We start from the raw sequence: 20,869 nt of genomic DNA, 5'->3' as shown, positions 1-20,869 counted from the left end.
TTATGTCATCACCAAACAACTTCTCGCGTCGTCAATTTCTCAAAGCGGTCGGCCTCACGGCCGCGGCCGCTCCGTTTATCACTTCCCGCCTGTTCGCGCAGTCCGCGCAACCGATGTTGCGCCACGCCAGCTTCGGGGTCGGCGGCATGGGCTGGAGTGATCTCACGCAATTCAGTTCGCACCCGCAGTTTCAGTTGGTCGCCATGTGCGACGTGGACACGCACCGCAGTGAAGCCGCGCGGAAGAAGTTTCCGCAGGCGCGGTTCTACCAGGACTGGCGCGAGTTGCTCGACAAGGAAGCCGGGAACATTGATTCCGTCAACGTCGCGACTCCCGATCACATGCACGCGCCCATTGCGGTCAGCGCCATGCGCTTGGGCAAACACGTTTACGGACAAAAACCGCTGGCGCACGACCTTTATGAAGTTCGGCGGATGACGGAGATTGCGGCGGAGAAAAAGCTTGTGACCCAGATGGGCATTCAAATTCATTCCGCCGCCGCCTACCGCGTGGCGGTGCGCATTCTGCAGGACGGCGCAATTGGCAAAATCAAGGAGGTACATTCGTGGTGCTTCAAATCCTGGGGCGATACCGAGCCGCTGCCCCAGCGTCAGGACCCCGTGCCGACGACGCTCGATTGGGATCTCTGGTTGGGGGTCTGCGCCAAGCGACCGTTCATTGGCAACGGTTATTACCATCCGGAAAACTGGCGCAAACGGTTGGACTTCGGCACCGGCACATTCGGCGACATGGGCTGCCACATTTTTGATCCGGTTTTCAAAGCGCTCGAACTAACCGCTCCGACCTCGGTGCGTTCGGAAGGCGTGGCCCCGGACGAATGGAATTGGGCGCTCAACTCGACGATTCATTATCAATTCCCCGGCACAAAATACACCGCGGAGAGCGTGTTGCCGGTCACGTGGTATGACGGTGATGCCAGACCGCCGGCGGATGTCATTGCGCTGCTGGAGGGCGACAAAGCTCCCATGACGGGTTCGATCTTTGTGGGCACGGCGGGCACGCTGTTGCTCCCGCATATTTCCAAGCCGGTCTTGTATCCGGACGCCAAATTCCAGAATTACGAATATCCGAACCTCACCGAAGTGGACCACTGGGGTTCCTTTATTGACGCCTGCTTGGGCAAGGGCCAGACCTCGGCGCACTTTGGCTACTCGGGACCGTTGACCGAGGCGGTACTGCTTGGCGGCGTGGCCTCACGCTTTCCGCATACCACCCTGGATTGGAATTCGGCCCGACTGCGCTTTGACAATCGTAAAGCCAATCATTACGTCCGGCGCACTTATCGTCGCGGCTGGCGCGTGAAGGGTTTGAGTTGATCCTGCTGGCGGAGTCGCCTTGGCCGGCCCGGTGGAGTCAGGTTCTTGTAATCCACCTGGGGTCGGCCTGGACTTTTTTTCTCAGCCTGAAGCTGGTTCACGATTGAGCGTATGATTCGAAAATTATTTACCGCAGCCTTGGTGGGACTCACTTGTTGGGTGGGCGGGTGCGCGACTAAAAAAGTCAGCGCACCAACCACCGTGATCAAGTACGTCAAAGCCGACGAGGCGGCGCAGTTGATCGCCGCGCACCAGGTCACCGTGCTGGACATTCGGACTCCGAAAGAGTTCGCCTCCAAACATATCGCTGACGCGACCAACCTTGATTTTTTTGCCGGCGACTTTACGGCACAACTTGAGCGGCTTGATCGGAACCAGATCTATCTGTTGCATTGCGCGAGTGGCAATCGTTCCCGCCGCGCCTTGCCCGCTTTTGAGCAGCTCGGCTTCAAGGAAATTATTCACCTCGATGGCGGCATCATTGCTTGGGAGGCCAAGGGGTATCCGGTGACGCAATAGCCGGAGTAGCGAAACTACCGTTCCCGGATTGGAGTTTGCTTTCAAACTGAACCACGGCCTAACCTCGATTACATGTTGTTGCGATCAAAACAAAGTCGTCTCTCTCGTCGGTATCAAGGTCGAGTACTGCCGGGAATCGTTGCCGGTCTTTTAATGGCGTTGGTGGGGCAGGCCGCCGAGTCTGGACGGGAACTGATACGCGATCCTCATTTTCAAAACGGGTTCATCCTGCTCAAACCCCAGACCGGTCAGCGAGTCGTGTACGGCGAACTCACCATGGCTGGCGCATCCGGCAAACCGATATGGGATCTTTGTCAGTGGTCAAGTCGGTTTCCCCTGCAACCCGGCGTCCCCGGGCGCGCGTCCGATGGACTACTTTGCTTCACCAACGTGGCCAAACGGGTCGGCGTTGGTCCCGGCGGCGGCGCGGGGGCGGAACTGGCGCTCGGCGTGAATGCCAGTGTGGAATACGGTGAACGGGCGCGTCAGACCGCCGGCGACCCCTGGACGCATCTGCTCGTGCAGCAAGAACTCGAAAATCCTCCGTCGTTGGCGGATTTGTCCGCCTGCCCCTTTCATGTGGAAGCGCGCCTCGCACATTCCAAGCTCGCTCGCACCGAGGACTACAATCCCGGGTTGCACGCCGCGCAATACATCATCTACCTGACCGTGGCGAATCGGAATCCGGCATCGCCCGGCTTGGGCCAGTATTATTGGTTCGGGATTCCGCTTTACGACAATCGGGAGCGTATCGTGCCCATGTATCAGGCGCAGGATTTCGGCGATACGAAGATGTTCATCAACACCGTTAGTTCGGAAGTCTTCACCAAGGAAAGCACGCATGACGGTCAATGGGTGACGTTCGACAAGGACCTGCTGCCGCTGTTGCGCGCGGGTCTGGCTGCCGGTTGGCAGCGCGGTTACATGACCGGCTCGCGCAACGAAGCGGATTATCGGATCACGGGTATCGTCGTGGGTTGGGAAGTGCCGGGCGTTTTTGATGTGGAATTGCAACTGCGCCGTCTGAGTTTGCGCGCGGTTTCCGTGGCCTCAGCCCCGGCCGCGAAGTAACGGCGGCCCTCGCTTAACTTCACCACGTAAATTCCACCAGCACCCCCGCATGATCGCTCGGCCAGGGCAGAGCGTCGCCCACGTACGAATCGCGGCCCGGGTTGGGCACTTTTTCGTTGCCGATGAAACAGGCTTTCGGGCCAACCAGCCACGCTTGGGTGGCGCGAAAAGCCGGAATCACCCGGGTGCCGTAATAGATAAAATCAATCCGATCACGCTCGTCAGCTTTGAGCGCCCATGAGGTGGTTTGTTTGCCGTCGGCGATGGCTGGCCAGGTGAAGCCGGGGTATTCAATTTCATCCGGATGCACCACGCGGTAAGCGTCAAGGAAACCATGCCGTTGCAACGCAATGCTGTTGTCCCACGGCAGCGCCACGCCGTAGTGGCCGAAGCTGTGCTTCGCGCGTTCGGTCCAATCCAAGTGCGAGCCTTCATTGAAGTCGCCCGCCAGAATGACCACCCGTCCCGCCGCTTCTTCCTGTTGCGCAAACGTCAGGAAGTCCGCGATGGATTTATTCCGCTGCGAACGCCGGTTGTAAGCCATGATTTCCTCCACGTCCGTGACGCGATCCGGCACGCCATCCTGATCCGCATCACGCATCTTGAAATGGGGGTAGCCGCCTTCATAGCCGCGCACCAAATACAGACCATAACCGCGATAATCCAGATGCGCGGAGCAAATCGTGGCCTTGAGTTCGCCGGGCAACGTCATCCGCCATGCCTTGATCGAACCGGTATCGTTCGCCGTGCCATCAAACATGCCCGCCTGGGCTTCGATCGGAAACCGACTGATCAACCCGACGTCGCCGCCCGCGTATTCCCCGTAGTATTTCCGCTCCGGCGCTTTGACTTTGAGCGCGTCCAAAATGCGTTCGTGAAAATCCTTGCCTTGATAATTCCGCACCTCGGATAACGCGACGAGATCAGCATCGCTGGCGAGCATGACGTCAATCATCTTATCAAAGCCATTCGTCACCTGAGTGCCCTCCTGCCAGACGTTAAATTGCATCAGCTTCAGGCGATGCTGGATCACCCCGTCCCCGGCTCGGGCGCCAACACACCCCCACAGGCTGAAAAGAAAAGTGATTAAAAGACGCATCGCTTACAGAAACAACACGCGAACCGATTTGTCAATCAAGCGGAAGCTGTCCGATTTGGGCAGCGGTAGGCCAAATTGCGAGGGATGATTTACGGCGGACGAGACGAGGGATGGTAGGGCGCATTATCATGTCGGGAGGGACGACTTTTATGTCGTTCCAATGGCCGACTTTGCGTTTACTCGAAGCAACCCAATGCAGGCAAGGCTGAGTGTCCCAAATAAACACCGACAAAAATTGGCCGTGGTTAAGCGCATGTGAGTCCGCCTGGCTATGGCTCTCGGACAACGGCTTGCTTTAATTTTAGTTTCAGTTTTTCCTTCCTTTTTCCAGTCTCCAGGAGCGCCGGCGTTAGCTACCGTTTGCTGAAAATCCTGTATAAAATAAAAATTACCGCGCCCAACGAAATGGCTGCCAACAACCGGAATATCGCACGACTTATTGGCGTCGCCGGAGCATGTTTTGCTTGGGAAACGCCTCTCAGAAATTGTGCCCGGTTGGTCACGGTTGCTGCGGTCATGTTGGGAAGGGCAAATTCCAAATCTGGAATCGCCTCGTTGATTCGAACTTCAGAGTAAAGTTCGTCATCCATTACTTCACCCGCATGGTTCTTTTTTACCTCGCCGATAATGACTCCGTCGGCTTTGCGGATATAAGTGTCGATTTCCGATCTGATAGACTTAACCGAGTCTCTACGCATGGAATTGGTCGCATGCCCGGGGTAGTACGCATCTTTTAACAGTTCAAGAAATTCGGGTGTAGCTATTCGGGCCACCACGAGGCAATCATTTGTCCCAACCCGCTCGGGACTCAGCATTTTATAGTCATAATGATGTCCCTGAGTTTCAGCCAGCAACTGTTCCCTGTTATCATCTTCATAATCACATTTTGCCAAGTAATTCCTTTTGGCACTTCTTATCTGCGAATACCTTCCGTTGCGGAGTCGCCACTCGACACCCATGACGCCGTGGCCGTCGGCCACAAACTTTGTTTCGATGCTACCGTCAGGTAACAACCGGCTAAAGAACTCGATTGACTCCTTCTGGCCTTGATCGGTTAGCAAGCCGGTTTTCTTTCCGTGGAAGAAAGTCAAATCACGCGTTATTGACTTGGCTCGCGCCAGAACTTCCTCTGCGGAACTTTGCTGCCACCATGCATCCGGCAGGGGCTGCGCTGTAACCCTCGGCACTAACAACCATAGAAACACAAGCAGCTCCAAAAGACCGATCGTCCCCAGCAAACCTAAAAAGGTCTGTCTGTTTGCTTTGAAATTCCGGAACTGCTCTTTTGGCATAAGTTTTTGGTCAATAATTCAATAGATGCGGCTTGGCTGTTAGTGACTCTACCTTCCGCACCGGAGCCGTCCAGTTTTTAATGGCGGAATTTTTATAGCTGCCCTCCGTCTCCCACCGAGTGTGGAGAGAGTAACTGCCCGCCCCATACGCTGCCGCCGCCGTTGTTATGCTGAGAGAGACGACTTCCACGTCGTCCCCAACACATCAAGGACGCGGTGGAACGCGTCCCTCCCAAGGAAATAACCCCTCACCCCGGCCCTCTCCCCTCCGAGGGGAGAGGGTGACCGTCAGGTCGGGAGAGGGGAACATTCAGGTTTTGACAACTGGAACCGGTAGGGCGCGCCACTCCGTGCGCGCTGTTGGGTGATGCGGAACTGCGGCGGGACGCCGCAGCCACATTGTTGGCCGGGCGCACGCTCATGGCGACGGCGCCATTATGCTGGGAGGGACGACTTCCACGTCGTCCCCAACTGATCAGGGACGCGGTGAAACACGTCCCTCCCAAAAGCCGACCAGAACGGCCAGGTTGGCCGTTTCCCCCAGACCCGAGGTGGGTCGAAGGCCGGGCTGGGCGCGAGGGGCGCTCGATCTGGTTCAGTGCACCTTGCTAAGCTTTTCGATCATTCGTGCCACGCGTTCGCGATGTTGGAGCATGAGTCGCGGATCGGTGGTGAAGTGCGTGAGGTCTTGCGAAATATCCGCCGGCACCTGGAGCAAGGCCCGCGCTTCCTGCACCAAACGGTTCTCACCTTTTACGCCAGCCACTCGCTCGATCTCGCGATTCAACAACCAGAAGTATTCGTAGTCTTCCATGCCATCGCGCAAATTTTCCCAGCGCAGCGAATTGATCGGTTCGTCCAGATTCGGTGACGTGTCACTTAACGGTCGCCGCGGCGGATAGAGGAAGCGTCCGTCGCCGTTGCCCCACGGTGATTTCTTTCCGCTTTCCAGACCGTAACCCACCTGCCAGCTCATCGGGTCTTGCCACGGGTCTTGCAATTGCGGACTCGGGTAGGCCGTCGCGCTGGTCCAATAAAGCGTTTCCCAGATGAGAATGCCTTGCACGCCGTATTGCCAGGATTGCCACGGCCACAAGCGTAGTTCCGTGCCCGGATGATCTATGAACTCGGTGACGTAAGGCGCTTTCGGTCCGGTGCAGATGTACCACCAGACCTCTTCGCCAGCGGCGCGGCGGGCGGCGACTTTTTCCGGCGTCCACTCGGGGGTGAGTGCGCACCAAATCTCCACGTTGCCCATGAGCGCGGGTTCAGGTTGTTCGGTCAACATGCGGTGGATGCCGGGCGCGGCGGCCTTGATGCGTTTCATGCCCTCGGTGACAAATTCATAATCTTTCGGGTCCGGTTCATCGAACCAATAGGTGTAAGCCTGATTCAACCAGCCGCGCTCGCGTAGGTGTCGCTCGATCTGACTCAGGTAATCGTGAAACAGCCGCGCGTGTTCGGGCGTGCCTTCCTTGAAGTCTTGCAACTCGCCAAGGTGTCGGCTGTGAAACGTGCCGCCGCCCATGCCGCGTAACGGGAGCAGAAACGAGTTGAAATGGTGCTCGTCCAGCCACCGGGTCGCCGCGCGATCGAACTTGGTGAAATCTATTTGTGCCCGTTGGTCGGCGCCTTCCCCGATAAAACGGATGTCCATGGGCGCATAATCAAAGAACGAGTAGGGGCTGATGCGATGCTCGGCAAAGTTCCGCAGATACTTTTCATAAACCAGTTCCTGATCGGCGGGATCGGTGAGCCGGTGATAGCGATTGATCGCGCTACTGCCCATCCCCAGGGCGCTGCGCAGGTGCGATGCTTCCGGCAACGTGAAATCAAACACCTCGACGGTAACCGGAACGGACAGTTCGCCGATAGTGGTTCGCAACTTGAGTTTGGCTGAGTAATTACCCGCCTTCACCTCGCGACCGATCTGAAACGTGAGCCAGAGCGGTTGATTTTGCCCGGCACGCAGCGTCAACGGCGTTCGCAATGGCGGCAATGGATCGGGATACCAACCCACCACGCAGGTTTTATCTGTCGGCTTCGTGACTTCCACATAAGCCACTTCAGCGATCGTGCTGGTAATGGCTGCCGTCCGCCCCCAACGGCTCTTCAGCGCCCCCAGCTCTGCCGCCAGCAGTTCGCCATCGCGTTCCGGACGCAGCACCACCTGAACCGCCTCATACTCGCCGCGGGCGGCCGAGACTTTGAGCGGCGCTAATTTCTGGTTCGCTCGTTCAGGCATCATGCGTTCGCGTCCGACTTTCCAACCACTTTCGCACCACCAAACGCCAAGGTCGGCGGACTGTGCGAGCCAGTAACCCGGGCGCGAATCATTGAGAACGGCGTTGGTGGTTTCAGTATGACCCGCAATTACCGCCGTCGCGACGGCCAGCATGATAAACAGCTTCATTTCCGATGAGGGTCGGCAAACGCGCCGAGGATTCAAGCGTCTTTTACGTCTCGATCAGGGCGAAGGGTGAGTCCACGACTCAAAATCCGGTCGCACGTACTGCCGCGATTGAGACTGCGCCAGCTTTTGGAATGCGGCACACGCACTTTCAACTTTCGATTTTTAACGCACGCAACTTACGTTACTGGCCAGTTCCATTACGGGCGCAGAGCCGCCAGCGTGGTCATAGTGACTATCATGGCTGCTTCCGGGCGGGGATATTTTTATTGGATTAAATAGGGGACATTCTCAAAGAGTCGAGACAGGCAATTGAAAGGCAATTGAAATCCCTTGACACTGAAGTTGCGAAATTATTTACTCCCGTCCGCATTTTGCGAATTCTGATTTAGCAAAACGAATTTGAATTATTATTGATCTCTCATACCGTTTATGTCGCAGCCTGAAGCTCACCCGAGCCACGGATCTCATTCCGAGCCGGGCTTTCTACGGAAATACGTTTTCTCCATTGATCACAAAATCATAGGAATTCAATACGGCTACACGTCGCTGGCGTTCATGCTGTTTGGGTTCTTTTTGATGGGAATCATGCGCTGGCAGATTGCGCATCCCGGTGAAGCCGTGCCGTTGATTGGGAATTTTTTGCAAACGGTTTTCAAAGACGCGGCGATCAACGGGGTGGTTTCGCCGGATCTTTACAACATGTTTGGCGCGATGCACGGCACGATCATGGTGTTTTTGGCGGTGGTGCCGGTGTTGACCGGCGCGTTTGGCAATTACCTCGTGCCGATTCAGGTGGGCGCCAGCGACATGGCGTTCCCACGCCTGAACATGATGAGCTATCAATTCTATCTGTTCGGCGGAATCGTGATGTTGGCGAGCTTCTTCATTCCCGGCGGGCCGGCACAATCCGGTTGGACCTCTTATCCGCCGTTGAGCTTGATCGTTCCGACGGATGGCCAAACCTACTGGCTGGTGGGCATGGTGTTCATCATCACTTCCTCGCTGCTGGGATCGGTGAACATTATCACCACCATCGTCCAATTGCGCGCGCCGGGCATGACCTGGCTGCGCCTGCCGTTCTTTATCTGGACGGAATTTGTAGCGGCGTTTCTGTTGCTGTTGGCGTTCCCGCCGCTGGAAGCCGCCGGGTTGTTGCAACTGGTGGATAAGCTAACCGGCTCCAGCATGTTCCTGCCAACCGGCCTGGCGGTCAGTGGGGCCGCGGCGCATGCGGCCGGTGGTGGCAGCCCGATCTTGTGGCAGCACTTGTTCTGGTTTCTGGCGCATCCGGAAGTGTACGTGTTGATTTTGCCGGCCATGGGCATTGTCGCGGAGATCATCGCGAACAACATCCGGAAGCCGCTTTGGGGCTACAAATCCATGGTCTATGCGTCGCTGGCGTTGGGTTTCCTTTCGGTGCTGGTCTGGGCGCACCACATGTATCTCACTGGTATGGGCACGGTGATTGCCACGTTCTTCCAAACGACCACGATGATGGTTTCCGTTCCCTCGGTCATCATTTTGACCTGCCTGCTGATTTCGCTCTGGGGCGGCAGCATCCGATTCAATACGCCCATGCTTTTCGCGCTGACGTTCCTGCCGATGTTCGCGATTGGCGGACTCACCGGTCTGCCGCTGGGTTTCAGCGCGAGTGACCTGCACTTGCACGACACCTACTACGTGATCGGCCACTTCCACTACGTGGTCGCGCCCGGAACGATCTTCGCCGTGTTTGGCGGCATCTATTATTGGTATCCCAAAATGACCGGCCGCTTCATGAATGAATTTTGGGGCAAGGTGCATTTCTGGGGATCGTTGATCTTCATGAACGTGATCTTCATGCCCATGCTTTCGCAAGGCATGGCCGGCATGTTGCGGCGCATGTCGGATGGCGGCATCAACTACGCCTTATCGCACACCGGCGCCGAGGGCAGTTTGCCCAACATGATCATGGAAATGAACCGCGTGATTTTATGGGGCGCGATCGGGCTGGCGATTGTGCAGATTCCTTTCATCCTCAACGTCTTCATCAGCATGAGAAAAGGCGTCAAAGTGGCGAATGACAATCCGTGGGACGCCACCACGCTGGAGTGGCAGACTGAAACGCCGCCCTGGGTTTACAATTTCCGCAAAGAACCGGTGGTGCATCGCGGCCCCTATGAATACAGCGTGCCGGGTTTCAGCCGGGATTTCACGCCGCAGACCGAACCGGACAACGTTGGCGCCAAACACTGATTTCGCATGGACATTCCCTACACAAGCAAAGTTCGACCCGATACCGGATTATACAATGGCAAGCTGGGCGTGTGGTTGTTCCTGGCTTCCGAAGTGATGTTGTTCGGCGGTTTGTTTTCCGCCTACACTTACCTGCGGATTGGCGCGCCGCCGGACACCTGGCCGCACGGCTGGATGAACGTCACGCTCGGCACCATCAACACCGTCCTGCTGGCGCTTTCCGCCATCACCACCTTGCTTGCGTGGGCGGCGTTGAAGACGAAGCAATTCGGACGCTACAAACTGTTCGGCCTGCTGACCATTCTGCTCGCGTGCGCGTTTCTGGGCATCAAATCCTATGAATACCGCGACAAGCTCACCCACTATCAGGTGCAATTGAATGACGGTCGCGTTGCGGACGGACACCTGGTGGAAAACAACAAGGACGCCGATTACATCCTGTTGCGCGGTCATTACGCGGCGAACGCCACTGAACTCCTGGACGGTCGCGCCAAGGGGCACCCGGCGCATGAAGAACTAAAAATTGCCCGCGCGGACATCAAGAGCCTGAAAAACTACGGGCCAGCCCTGAACAATTTTCTGGCGATTTATTTCAGCATTACCGGGCTGCACGCCATCCACATTCTCGGGGGCATCATCGTGTTCGCCTACCTTTGGGGGCCGGGCAGCAAAATGTGGTTCACCGCGCCCGCGCGTTTTACCAATCGCGTTGAAACCGCCGGACTCTTCTGGCATTTCGTGGATTTGGTTTGGATTTTTGTGTTCCCGCTATTCTACCTGACCTGAACTATGAGTGATACGCCTGCAAAAACATTCGACAGTTACCTGCGTCGTTACGCCACGATTTTCGTGGTCATCGTGGTGGGCATCGGCCTGATGGTTGGTTGCTCCTATAGCGGGCTCGCGCCTTCCGTGCGACTGGCTTTGATCCTCGGTCTGGCGGCGGTGAACGCCTCTCTGGTGATTTGCTTTTTGATGCACCTGGTAACCGAGCGCCGGTTGCTGTTGAGCATGTTGTTCATCACCGCGCTCTATTTTGTGGCCCTGTTGGTGTTAAGCACGTATGGTTATCATGATGTGCCGCATCTGAAATCCGGCGTTTGAGGTTATGTCGTTAAAAGCTGTTCATCTGGTTTTCGTCACCGTCCTGAGCCTGCTGTGCGCCGGCTTGAGCGTGACGAAACTGCGCCAATACCGCGCCGAAGGCGCCACGCCGGATTTGATCTGGGGCGTGACGGCGTTGGTCGCTTTGGTGGCGGTCGTCATTTACGGTCGTTACTTTCTCAAGAAACTCAAGCAACACAGTTATCTCTGATGCGTAAGTCTGGTTTCAATTGGATTGGACTCATGTTGGTTCTGGTGCTCATCCAGAATTCCGGTTGGGCGTGTGCCGTTTGCTTTGGCGAGCCGGGCGCCCCCATGACCCGCGGGTTGACGTGGGGCATTATCTCGCTCGGCGGCATCATGAGTTTGGTGCTGGTCGGAGTCGCGGGATTTTTTGTCCACGTCAATCGCCGCAGTCACCGTCCGCCTGAATCCAAATCCAATGAGACCCAAGTAGATCGTTAAGTTTATGGAAAAACTTCTTCAGCTCCCGGTGTTGGCCTCCAAGGAAGGCCAGAATGTTGACGATTTGATCGTCTATTTGCACTACCTGATGATCGTCCTGTTTTTCGGGTGGTTCATTTATTTTGTCTATGCGCTGGTGCGGTTCAGCAAAAAGAACAACGCCAAAGCCGACTACAAGGGCATGCGCGGACATTTCTCAAATTACCTCGAATTAACGGTGGCCGGCATTGAAGCCGCGCTACTGATTTTTGTGGCCTACCCCATTTGGGCGCGTCACGCCGGCGGCTTCCCGGAGGAAAAGGATTCCACCGTCATCCAGGTCGTGGCGCAACAATTCGCCTGGAACGCGCGCTACGCCGGTGCCGATGGCCAGTTTGGTCGTCAGGACATGAAGCTGGTTTCGGCGGACAACTTGTTTGGTGTGGACCCGGCGGATACTCACGGCGCGGATGACGTGCAGGTGCTGAATGACATTCACGTGCCGGTCAACAAACCCGTGATTTGCCAGATCAGTTCCAAAGACGTCATTCACTCCTTCCGCCTGCAAACCATGCGCGTGGCTCAGGACGCCATTCCGGGCATGCGGATTCCCATTTGGTTCGAGCCAACGCGAGAGGGGCGTTATCAAATCTTCTGCGCGCAACTTTGCGGTAACGGCCACGCGGCCATGGCGGGCGGTTATCTCGTGGTGGAAAGCCAGGAGAAATTCGATCAGTGGCTGGCCTCCAAAGCGGGTGCCTCCGCCAGTTTCGAGTAGTTGTCCGATTCTGGCGTTGCCTCGGTGGGAGATGCGTCTCCACTGACCGCAGCCGCCCGGAGCCTGCGTATGGACCCAGCAACACGAACTCCCTTTCGGACTTTGTGGATTGGCGTGGTTCTGCTGGCGTTGATCTTGGTTCTCAGCCTCATCATCTCGCGACGCCATCACAGCGCCGCGACGGCGCTGCCCGTCCTGGGCATGGTGCAGGATTTCACGTTGACCAATCAATTGAGCCAGCCAGTGACGCTGGCCGATTTGCGCGGCAAAGTCTGGCTGGCCGACATCATTTTCACGCGCTGCCCTGGACCGTGTCCGCGCATGACTCGGCAGATGGCGGAAGTACAAAAAACGCTCTCCGGAAATGCGCCAGTCCGATTGATTTCATTAACCACCGATCCCGGTTACGATTCGCCCGAAGTGCTCAACAAATACGCCGGGCGCTTCCAGGCTGATCCGCAACGCTGGCAATTTCTGACCGGCACCAAATCCGAAATCGCCGCGCTGGCCATTAACAGCCTGAAGCTGACGGCGATTGAAAAATCCGCAGCGGAGCGCACCAGCGACGACGATCTTTTTATTCACAGTACCATTTTTGTGCTGGTGGATAAGCAGGGCCAATTGCGCGGCATTTTCGAGACCAGCGACGAAGATCGCGAATGGGCGCAGGTGCGCCCCGCAATTCTCGCCGCCATCAAACAACTGGAACGCGAGTAAAAAGTAGCCTTTCGTACCCGGCCGATTTTTTGTCAGCGTAATCTTCTCGACAGTCGTCCTGCTGAACGAAGTCGAAGCCTGACCTACCGTCGCCAGGGTGTCTTTCGCGGCAGAAACAGGCCTGCCCAAGGATGGATCGCCGTAGAGTCGCCGATAGCCCGGAACGCCATAAATTCCCGTCTAACCTGGTCGGTTGGCACAAACACTCGCTTTACTTGGTCCGGTTCAGTTAACGTGCAACGGGTCATCATGAAAAACCGGGCCGATTTCATTCCAGCCTCGTTCGAGCGTGTTGTTGTCTGCGGAGTTGCTGCCCCGCAACCAAAGCTTCAATTCCATTGGTTGGTTCGTCACTGTCTGCGTCGTCGCATGGTGGGGTGCGCAGTTACGCTGCTGACCCTTTTATTTCTACTCGCGCCCCAACCTGCGTGCGCGGCTACCGATATTTTTGCGCGTTCCAATCTTCTCGCGTGGTGCATCGTGCCGTTCGACACCCAGAAGCGCGGACCGGAGGCGCGGGCCCAGATGCTCGCGCGATTGGGAATTCCGCAATTGGCCTACGATTGGCGGGCGGAACATATCCCGACCTTCGATGCGGAAGTGGCCGCCATGCGACGCCACGGCATCGCGCTGACCGCCTGGTGGTTTCCCGGCGTGTTGAATGACGAGGCGCGCGCCATTCTCGATTGCATCGAGCGTAATCACATTCATCCGCAATTATGGGTCATGCTGGAGGGCGGACCGCATCTGCGTCTGGATCAGGCGTTCGAACCCACGCCCGAGGCGCAGGCGGCTCATGTGGAGCAACTGGTGGTGCGGGTAAAACCCATTGCCGCCGCTGCGGCCAGGCTCGGTTGCCGGGTCGCATTGTATAACCACGGTGGCTGGTTTGGAGTTCCGGAAAATCAGCTTCAGATCATCCGGCGCTTGCGGCAGGGCGGTATTGAGAATGTGGGGCTGGTTTACACGCAGCACCATGGACACGGGGAAATTGACCGGTTCGCCGAACTGTTTGACCAGATGAAACCTTATCTGCTGGCCATCACCTTGAACGGCATGATCAAGGATGGTGACTTGCACGGTCACGATCTGGGCACGGTGCCGCTCGGACAGGGAGATCAGGACTTGCGCCTCTTACGCGTCATCAGCGACAGCAGCTGGCGCGGTCCGGTGGGACTCATTCTGGAGGTCAACGCGGATGCGGAACTTCGTCTCCAAGACAACCTCGACGGGCTGGATTGGTTGGTCGCACAACTGGACGGCCAGCCCGCCGGCCCCAAACCGCAACCGCGCAGTTGGTCCCGGCCGAAAGTCGCGCAACCAGTTGCCCTTGCTGCGTCAGGATCATCCATTGCGCCAAGCAGTTTGGTGCTTGCCGGTAAACCGGAGTATCGGCAACGACCGCTCACGATTGAATGTCGCGCCCGCCTCAACAGTGCGGGTAATTTCAACATCCTCGTGGCCAGTGACCCCAAAAGTTCAGCGGAACATTGGGAGCTGTATTCCTATGCCGGCAGCGGTGGATTCAGTCTTTACCAACCGGGCCGCGGCGGTGAGTTCAAATCCAACGCCAACATCTGTGATGGCGAATGGCATTATCTTGCGGCCGTTATCGAGCCGGAACGCGTCCGACTGTATGTGGACGGCAGGCTGGTACACACAGCGCCCGCCTCGCCGCGTCAGGGAGAGCCGGTTCCCGGGGAATTGGCCATCGGCCAACTAGTCGAGGGAACGATTGGTTGTGACGGAGTGGTGGAACAGGTGCGGATTTCCACCGGGGTGCGAACCATCACTCCACAATCCGCCGCCACTGCTTTCAAGGCGGATGCGCAAACCATCGGACGGTGGCGTGTTGGCGAAACTGCCCAGAATTTGAGCGACCCCAAGTATTGGGCGGTGGAAGACGCGGAGGAGCGCGCCAAACTGCCGCTGTATCAAACCATCCCCGCCGCCCGATCGGATGAACTTACGCCGGCGAATGGTTTCCCCAAGCGGGAAACTTACCGCACCTGGCAGCGGTCGCACGGCGACAATGGCGGGACACGTTTTTCGGCGCTGGACCAGATCAATCGGCAGAACGTCACGAATTTACAGGTTGCCTGGACCTACCATTCCGGCGACGGCAACAACTTCATTCAGTGCAACCCGATCGTCGTTGGCAACGTGATGTATGCGCCTACGTCCGGCAAACATATCGCCGCGGTCAATGCGGAGACGGGAGTCGAGTTGTGGCGTTTCAAACCCGCCGGCAAACCGGCCTGGCGCGGATTGATTTATTGGCCGGGCGACGCCAACGCGAGTGAGCGGCTGCTGTTTTGCGCGGGTAAATTTCTTTACGCGCTGAATCCCCAAACAGGTCAGGTCATTTCCGATTTTGGCGATGAGGGTAAGGCGCTGCTGCCGGGCGCGGCCCAAGGAGATTTTGGCGCCGCGACGGCGGGACCAACCATCTTCCAGCGCATTGTTGTCGTGCCGGGATTCGAGAAGGACGTTTGGGGCTTCGACGTGGTAACCGGTCAACACCTGTGGACATTTCACACGGTGCCGCATCCCGGTGAATTTGGTTACGACACCTGGGACCGTCCCGTCACGTATGGCGCGAATTGTTGGGGCGGCATGGCGATGGACGAAGTGCGCGGCATCGCCTATATCACCACCGGCGGACCGAAACCCAATTTCATCGGCGTGGGGCATCGTGGCGATAATTTGTTTGCCAACTGCTTGATCGCGTTGGATGCGCGCACCGGTCAACGCCTTTGGCATTTGCAGGAAGTGCGGCATGATCTCTGGGATCTGGATATTCCCGCGCCGCCGAATCTGGCCACCATCACCCGTGACGGCCAGCGCGTGGACGTGGTGGCTGCCGTCACCAAGGTCGGGCATGTGTTGTTGTGCGATCGCGTGAGCGGCAAACCGATTTTTCCCTTCCGCCTGCGGCGCGCGCCCCCGAGCGATTTACCAGGAGAAATCACGGCCCCGTACCAGCCGGATTTGGAATTGCCGCAACCGTTTGCCCGGCAGGAATTCACCCAGGCGGATTTAACGGAGCGCACGGAGGCGGCGGCGGAGTTTGCCTTGACCCAATTCAAAAGCGCCAGCACCGGCTGGTTTCGTCCAACCAGCGAGGGCCGCGTAAATTTATTTTTTAACATTGATGGCGGCGCGGAATGGACCGGGGCCTGTGTGGACGCGGACACGGGACGACTTTACGTGACGGCGAACCACATCGGCTGGTTCATCACGGTGGCGCGCGATGACGATCCGCCGGACGATCCCAACGCGCCGAAGACGCCCGGACAAAAAATTTATGAAACCAGTTGCGCACAATGTCACGGCCTGAACCGCATGGGACTGGGGACGGCGCCCGCCTTGCGGGGGTTGCGCCATCGGTTGGCGGATGCGCAAATCCGCGATGTGGTGCGTCGCGGCACCAATGCCATGCCGGCGCATCCCGAGAGCGTGATCAATCAAGCCGACCTCCAACACCTGCTGGATTTTCTGATGGTGCGGGATCGGCCTGCGGTCACCGCGCCACTCGTGACGGAGCGTCCGCGTTATCGGGATGCCGGCTATCCCAAGTTTTACGATCCGGAAGGGTATCCGGCGAACCAACCGCCGTGGGGCTCGTTGAGCTGTATTGACCTCAACACCGGTAAACTGCTCTGGAAAGTGCCGCACGGCGAATACCCGGAACTCGCGGCACAAGGGGTGTCGAAAACCGGCACGGAAAACTATGGCGGCGCCATTGTTACCGCAGGCGGACTCGTTTTCTGCGCCGGCACCCGCGACAACAAACTGTGGGCTTACGACAAGGAAACCGGGGTTGCATTGTGGTCCGGGCCATTGCCCTACACCGGCAACGCCCCGCCGGCCACCTACGAAGTGAACGGTCGGCAATACGTGGTCATTGCCGCGTGTGGCGGTAACAAACTGGGCACGCCCTACGGTGACACGTACGTGGCGTTTGCGCTGCCGCCGACGGAAAAGTGATGTGCCATGCGCCGCGCTTTTACCCTGATTGAATTGCTGGTGGTCATTGCCATCATCGCGGTGCTGGCGGCGCTGCTGCTTCCGGCATTGGCCAAAGCCAAATCCAAGGCGCGACAGACATCCTGTCTTTCAAACCTGCACCAGATCGGTCTGGGCTTTGCCCTGTATCTCGCCGATGCCGCTGACTGTTTTCCCGACCAGCGAACCTTGAAAACCGCCCTTGGCTATCGGCCTTGGACCGATTGGCCGCCATCCGATCCACGGGGCGGCTGGGCGGCCGTCACGCTTCATCAGGAGCTGGGCGAATCCCAGGTCTGGCGCTGCGCCGAACTGGCCAGTGCGCCACAACTCATGGCGCGGTCGCAATGTGTGCAGTTGTCGCGCACCAACGAACCCCGGTCCGCGGTGAGCTATTGGTTCTGGCGGTTTGACCGCATTGAGGACCCGGTGCCGTTGGATAATTTTTGGCTCAAAACCCCGCAACAGGCATTGCTGGATTTGCGTGAAGCGAACAATCCCATCGCGGGCCGTCCCGCTTCACTAAGCGACGTGGAATTTGCGGTGGACCCGTATTTTCCGCGCACTGCACCCACCGTGGCGGCTGAACTCAAAGGCGCGGCCGTTCATCGCGGTGGTCGCAACCAACTGATGCTGGACTGGCACGCCGAGTTCATTCGCGATGCGCGTCTGCGCTGAACACCAGATCCGACTCCTTGAGACCATCACAGTCCCCGACGTTTGCCGGCTCGTAAAGGGTTGATCAAAGACGAATAAAAAGTATTGACGAAATTTACCAAGCGTCCTACTGTCATGCGCAAATAGGACAGTTGGGCGCGTATGTTGTTTCACGTGGATTTCAAAACCGGCAAGCCCGCCTACCTGCAACTGGTGGACCAGGTGCGGTATGCTGCGGCGTCGGGCGGGTTGCACGCCGGGGAGGCATTGCCTTCGGTACGGCAGTTGGCCGAGGAATTGCGCGTCAATCGCAACACCGTGGCCAAGGCTTACACGGAATTGGAGAGCCAGGGCATCATCGAGACCGTTCCCGGCAAGGGTTGCTTTCTCAAGGAAGGCAACACGCCGTTCACCAAAGCGGTGCGTCAAAAACTATTGCTCAAGGAAATTGATGAAGCGGTGGTGACGGCACATCACCTTCAGGTCGAGCGCGCCGATTTCCTGGCGCTGGTGAAAGAACGGTTGGATTACTTCGAAAACAAACAGGAGAAGCCATGAACTCAACCCCGGTTATTGAAATCCAAGGTTTACAGCGTCGGTACGGCCGCTTCGAGGCGGTCAACGGTCTGAACCTCACGGTCGCGCCCGGTCGTTGCTACGGTTTTTTCGGTCGCAACGGCGCGGGCAAGACCACCACCATCAAATGCCTGCTCAATTTGCTGCGTCCGGATGCCGGCCGAGTGCGCGTGTTCGGCCTCGATCCTCAGCACGACGAAGTGGTCGTCAAATCACGACTCGCCTACGTGCCGGACGCGGTGGCGTTTTATCCGTGGATGACCGTGCGGGACACGTTGGAATACCTGGCCTCGTTCCGTCCGAATTGGAACCGGCGCATGGAAGCGGACCTGTTGGAGCGATTCGCGCTGAACCCGGATCAAAAGGCGGCCGACCTTTCGAAGGGGCAGAAAACGCAACTGGCGCTCATCGGCGCGATTTGTCCGGAGCCGGAACTGTTGGTGCTGGACGAACCCACATCCGGCCTGGATCCCATTGTGCGTCGCGAGTTCATTCAGACGGTCATTGGCGCGTACCAATCCAGCGACGCGGAGAAGCGCACGGTTTTTGTTTCGACACACCTGATCGCCGAGTTCGAAGGGTTGATTGATGAGTTTACGATCATTGAACAAGGACGCGAATTGCTAACCCTGCCGGCGGATGTGGCGCGTGAGCGTTTTAAGAAAATCCGCGCACGTTTCAAACAACCGCTCAATGATCTGCCGGTGTCCGGTGCGTTACAAGTGCGGTGGGACGGACGCGAAGTCGAGCTGCTGGTGAACGGGAATGGCGATGAACTCATGGTGCAATTGCAGCGACTGCAACCGGAGGACTTGCGCAGCGAATCGTTGTCGCTGGAGGAAATTTTTGTCGTCTCGAAAACCCTGGCGGGAACGAAACCATGAATGTCTTGGTGCGAAAAGAAATTCGCCTGTTGCTGCCGATGTGGATAGCCGCCATGCTGCTGGCGCTGCTCCCGAATCTATTGAACGTGGTGTTGGGGGCGGGCGTTGCCGCCGATCAGATTGCTCCGGTGGGAATATTTGTAACGGGCATCAGTGGTTTGTTGTTGGGATTGACCAGCTTTGGGCGGGAAATTTATACGCACACCTTCTCGCTGTTGCTGGCGCAACCGCGACGGCGCACGGATTTGTGGCGCACCAAAATCAAGGTGCTATTGGTCGCGGTGGGGCTCTTATACCTCTTCCTGGTTCTGGTTAATCAAAACTTTATTCCCGCGGATGATCGTGGCGTCGTAACGGCCTTGCTGGGGCTGGCTTTTGTGGTCGCGGCGGTTTCGGGCGGGTTGTGGACCACACTGTTGTTGCGTCAGGTCATTGCAGCCTTTTGGATCTCCCTGCTGATTCCCTTTGTCGTTATGGTAACGGTGTTCAGCCTTAATGAGGAGATGGTTCAGCCCGCCCAGCAAGTCCTGCTGCTGACGGTGCTCTTGCTGATCTATTCGGTGGTGAGCTATTGGTTTGCGCGCTGGCAATTCCTCCATGCTCAGGATACGGCCTGGACCGGCGGTAACCTGGCGTTGCCCCAAATGACGCGCCGGCGGTCGGAGAACCGCGCGGCGGGCACCGTGCCGTCCGCGCGGCCTCTGCGGGCGTTGCTGGGCAAGGAATTGCGATTCCAGCAAATCAACTTCCTGATCGCGGGCGGGTTGTTGGCGCTGCAGCTCGTTGCGTTGATCGTGCAACGATTCGCCAACACCGCCGCCGGGCATTCTCCACTCGATGTGGCCGTGGATCTGTTTTGGGTCATCTGGATCATCATGCCGGCATTGGTGGGCGGTAACGCCATCGCCGAAGAGCGTCGGTTCGGCACGCTGGAAGCACAATTCTGTCTGCCAGTATCACGGAACTGGCAGTTTGCGCTGAAGGCATTGGTGGCCTTGGGCTGCGGCATTCTGCTAGGAGCGACGGTACCCGTCGCTTTGGCTTTGATGCGTCCAGAAAGCAACTTTTGGATCCAGGGCTGGATCATCGGGTGTGTAATCGTGGCACTGGTGGCGTTCTATGCGTCATCGCTCACCCAGCAATTCCTCCAGGCGTTATGTGCGACCATTGGCATTCTCGTGGTCGGATTTGGGCCGGGCATGTGGTTTGCCTACAGCTTTTTACTGAGTAATTGGTTTGCGCTTTTCGGCTACGAACTGTGGCGCGGGCCAGTGGTGCTGATCGTAGGCGCTGCGGTGATGGTTCTCGCAGCGGTGACGCTTTGCTGGCGGCGGTGGCGGCGGGGCTGCCTCGTAATGCTGGGGGTATCCGGTCTAATTTTCTTAAACGTCTCCATCCCCTATCCATTACCATCAAGTATTTGGAATGCGTTCGTGTTCTGCCTTGCGTTTCTGGTGCTGGCGCTGGCGCTTCGGAATTTTAATCACCTTCGGCCGACGGCTCTGCTCTGGCGGCGCGACGCGTTCATTTGGTTGGGTTGTTTTTCAGCCACGGGAATCCTGACGCCCCTGCTTTATTATTACTTCGGGGAACTGTTCACGCCTTGAGCCGCCCGCGCACGCCGCGTCAGTTGGAGCGTCAATGTGCTCGATGCTACACGCTGAGCGCGAAGCGCGTTATTGATAAGTGCAGTTTTTATTTTCCATAAATCGTTTGTTGCGTTTTCCTGACCTTG

The 20,869-nt window shown here is 57.5% G+C and carries 18 protein-coding genes; 15 read left to right on the top strand and 3 right to left on the bottom strand.

Annotated elements, in window-relative coordinates; translation table 11 throughout:
• Positions 1 to 2 precede the first annotated feature (2 nt).
• The 3 genes from M9920_02885 (at position 3) to M9920_02875 (ending at position 2,927) form a co-directional block, all read left to right on the top strand.
• Positions 3 to 1,337: a Gfo/Idh/MocA family oxidoreductase gene (locus M9920_02885; GenBank protein MCO5051230.1), complete on the top strand. Its 1,335-nt coding sequence runs from the start codon at positions 3 to 5 to the stop codon at positions 1,335 to 1,337.
• A 111-nt stretch (positions 1,338 to 1,448) separates the two neighbouring features.
• Positions 1,449 to 1,856, top strand: coding sequence for a rhodanese-like domain-containing protein (locus M9920_02880; GenBank protein MCO5051229.1), 408 nt, complete (start codon positions 1,449 to 1,451; stop codon positions 1,854 to 1,856).
• Between the two features lie 72 nt (positions 1,857 to 1,928).
• Positions 1,929 to 2,927 carry a hypothetical protein gene (locus tag M9920_02875; protein MCO5051228.1) on the top strand — a complete coding sequence of 333 codons (999 nt, stop codon included), beginning with the start codon at positions 1,929 to 1,931 and terminating at the stop codon, positions 2,925 to 2,927.
• Between the two features lie 19 nt (positions 2,928 to 2,946).
• On the opposite strand, the gene M9920_02870 is transcribed toward M9920_02875, so the two are convergent.
• From M9920_02870 to M9920_02860, 3 genes are all read right to left on the bottom strand, one after another.
• The gene (locus M9920_02870; protein ID MCO5051227.1) at positions 2,947 to 4,026 is read right to left on the bottom strand and encodes an endonuclease/exonuclease/phosphatase family protein; all 1,080 of its coding nucleotides are present in this window, start codon (positions 4,024 to 4,026) and stop codon (positions 2,947 to 2,949) included.
• 353 nt (positions 4,027 to 4,379) lie between these two features.
• Positions 4,380 to 5,318, bottom strand: a complete 939-nt coding sequence (locus tag M9920_02865) for a hypothetical protein (protein ID MCO5051226.1) — start codon at positions 5,316 to 5,318, stop codon at positions 4,380 to 4,382.
• A 595-nt stretch (positions 5,319 to 5,913) separates the two neighbouring features.
• A complete protein-coding gene (locus tag M9920_02860; protein ID MCO5051225.1) occupies positions 5,914 to 7,731 on the bottom strand; it encodes a DUF4091 domain-containing protein in 1,818 nt (605 codons plus the stop codon).
• Between the two features lie 429 nt (positions 7,732 to 8,160).
• Between M9920_02860 and M9920_02855 the strand changes: the two genes are divergently transcribed.
• The 12 genes from M9920_02855 (at position 8,161) to M9920_02800 (ending at position 20,741) form a co-directional block, all read left to right on the top strand.
• Positions 8,161 to 9,966: a cbb3-type cytochrome c oxidase subunit I gene (locus M9920_02855; protein MCO5051224.1), complete on the top strand. Its 1,806-nt coding sequence runs from the start codon at positions 8,161 to 8,163 to the stop codon at positions 9,964 to 9,966.
• A gap of 6 nt (positions 9,967 to 9,972) precedes the next feature.
• Positions 9,973 to 10,752 (top strand): cytochrome c oxidase subunit 3, encoded by a 780-nt coding sequence (locus M9920_02850; GenBank protein MCO5051223.1) that lies wholly within the window; start codon positions 9,973 to 9,975, stop codon positions 10,750 to 10,752.
• Between the two features lie 3 nt (positions 10,753 to 10,755).
• A complete protein-coding gene (locus M9920_02845; GenBank protein MCO5051222.1) occupies positions 10,756 to 11,070 on the top strand; it encodes a hypothetical protein in 315 nt (104 codons plus the stop codon).
• A gap of 4 nt (positions 11,071 to 11,074) precedes the next feature.
• Positions 11,075 to 11,281, top strand: coding sequence for a hypothetical protein (locus M9920_02840; GenBank protein MCO5051221.1), 207 nt, complete (start codon positions 11,075 to 11,077; stop codon positions 11,279 to 11,281).
• Positions 11,281 to 11,535: a hypothetical protein gene (locus M9920_02835; protein ID MCO5051220.1), complete on the top strand. Its 255-nt coding sequence runs from the start codon at positions 11,281 to 11,283 to the stop codon at positions 11,533 to 11,535. Before M9920_02840 ends, M9920_02835 begins: the two co-directional genes overlap by 1 nt.
• Positions 11,536 to 11,539: 4 nt before the next feature.
• Entirely contained in the window at positions 11,540 to 12,292 is a 753-nt protein-coding gene (locus tag M9920_02830; GenBank protein ID MCO5051219.1) for a cytochrome c oxidase subunit II, read from the top strand.
• A gap of 114 nt (positions 12,293 to 12,406) precedes the next feature.
• Positions 12,407 to 13,009 carry an SCO family protein gene (locus M9920_02825; protein ID MCO5051218.1) on the top strand — a complete coding sequence of 201 codons (603 nt, stop codon included), beginning with the start codon at positions 12,407 to 12,409 and terminating at the stop codon, positions 13,007 to 13,009.
• 342 nt (positions 13,010 to 13,351) lie between these two features.
• Entirely contained in the window at positions 13,352 to 16,999 is a 3,648-nt protein-coding gene (locus M9920_02820; GenBank protein ID MCO5051217.1) for a PQQ-binding-like beta-propeller repeat protein, read from the top strand.
• A gap of 6 nt (positions 17,000 to 17,005) precedes the next feature.
• Positions 17,006 to 17,695, top strand: a complete 690-nt coding sequence (locus M9920_02815) for a prepilin-type N-terminal cleavage/methylation domain-containing protein (protein MCO5051216.1) — start codon at positions 17,006 to 17,008, stop codon at positions 17,693 to 17,695.
• 141 nt (positions 17,696 to 17,836) lie between these two features.
• On the top strand, positions 17,837 to 18,232 hold the full coding sequence (locus M9920_02810) for a GntR family transcriptional regulator (protein ID MCO5051215.1): 396 nt from the start codon (positions 17,837 to 17,839) through the stop codon (positions 18,230 to 18,232).
• Complete coding sequence (locus M9920_02805; protein MCO5051214.1) at positions 18,229 to 19,134, top strand: ABC transporter ATP-binding protein; 906 nt, start codon at positions 18,229 to 18,231, stop codon at positions 19,132 to 19,134. Before M9920_02810 ends, M9920_02805 begins: the two co-directional genes overlap by 4 nt.
• Positions 19,131 to 20,741 carry a hypothetical protein gene (locus M9920_02800; protein MCO5051213.1) on the top strand — a complete coding sequence of 537 codons (1,611 nt, stop codon included), beginning with the start codon at positions 19,131 to 19,133 and terminating at the stop codon, positions 20,739 to 20,741. Before M9920_02805 ends, M9920_02800 begins: the two co-directional genes overlap by 4 nt.
• Positions 20,742 to 20,869: the final 128 nt, after the last annotated feature.

This window comes from Verrucomicrobiia bacterium (assembly GCA_023953615.1).
Lineage (GTDB): Bacteria > Verrucomicrobiota > Verrucomicrobiia > Limisphaerales > JADLHS01 > JADLHS01.
Note: the sequence above shows the minus strand (reverse complement) of the source record. Positions and strands in the feature narration are given on the sequence as shown.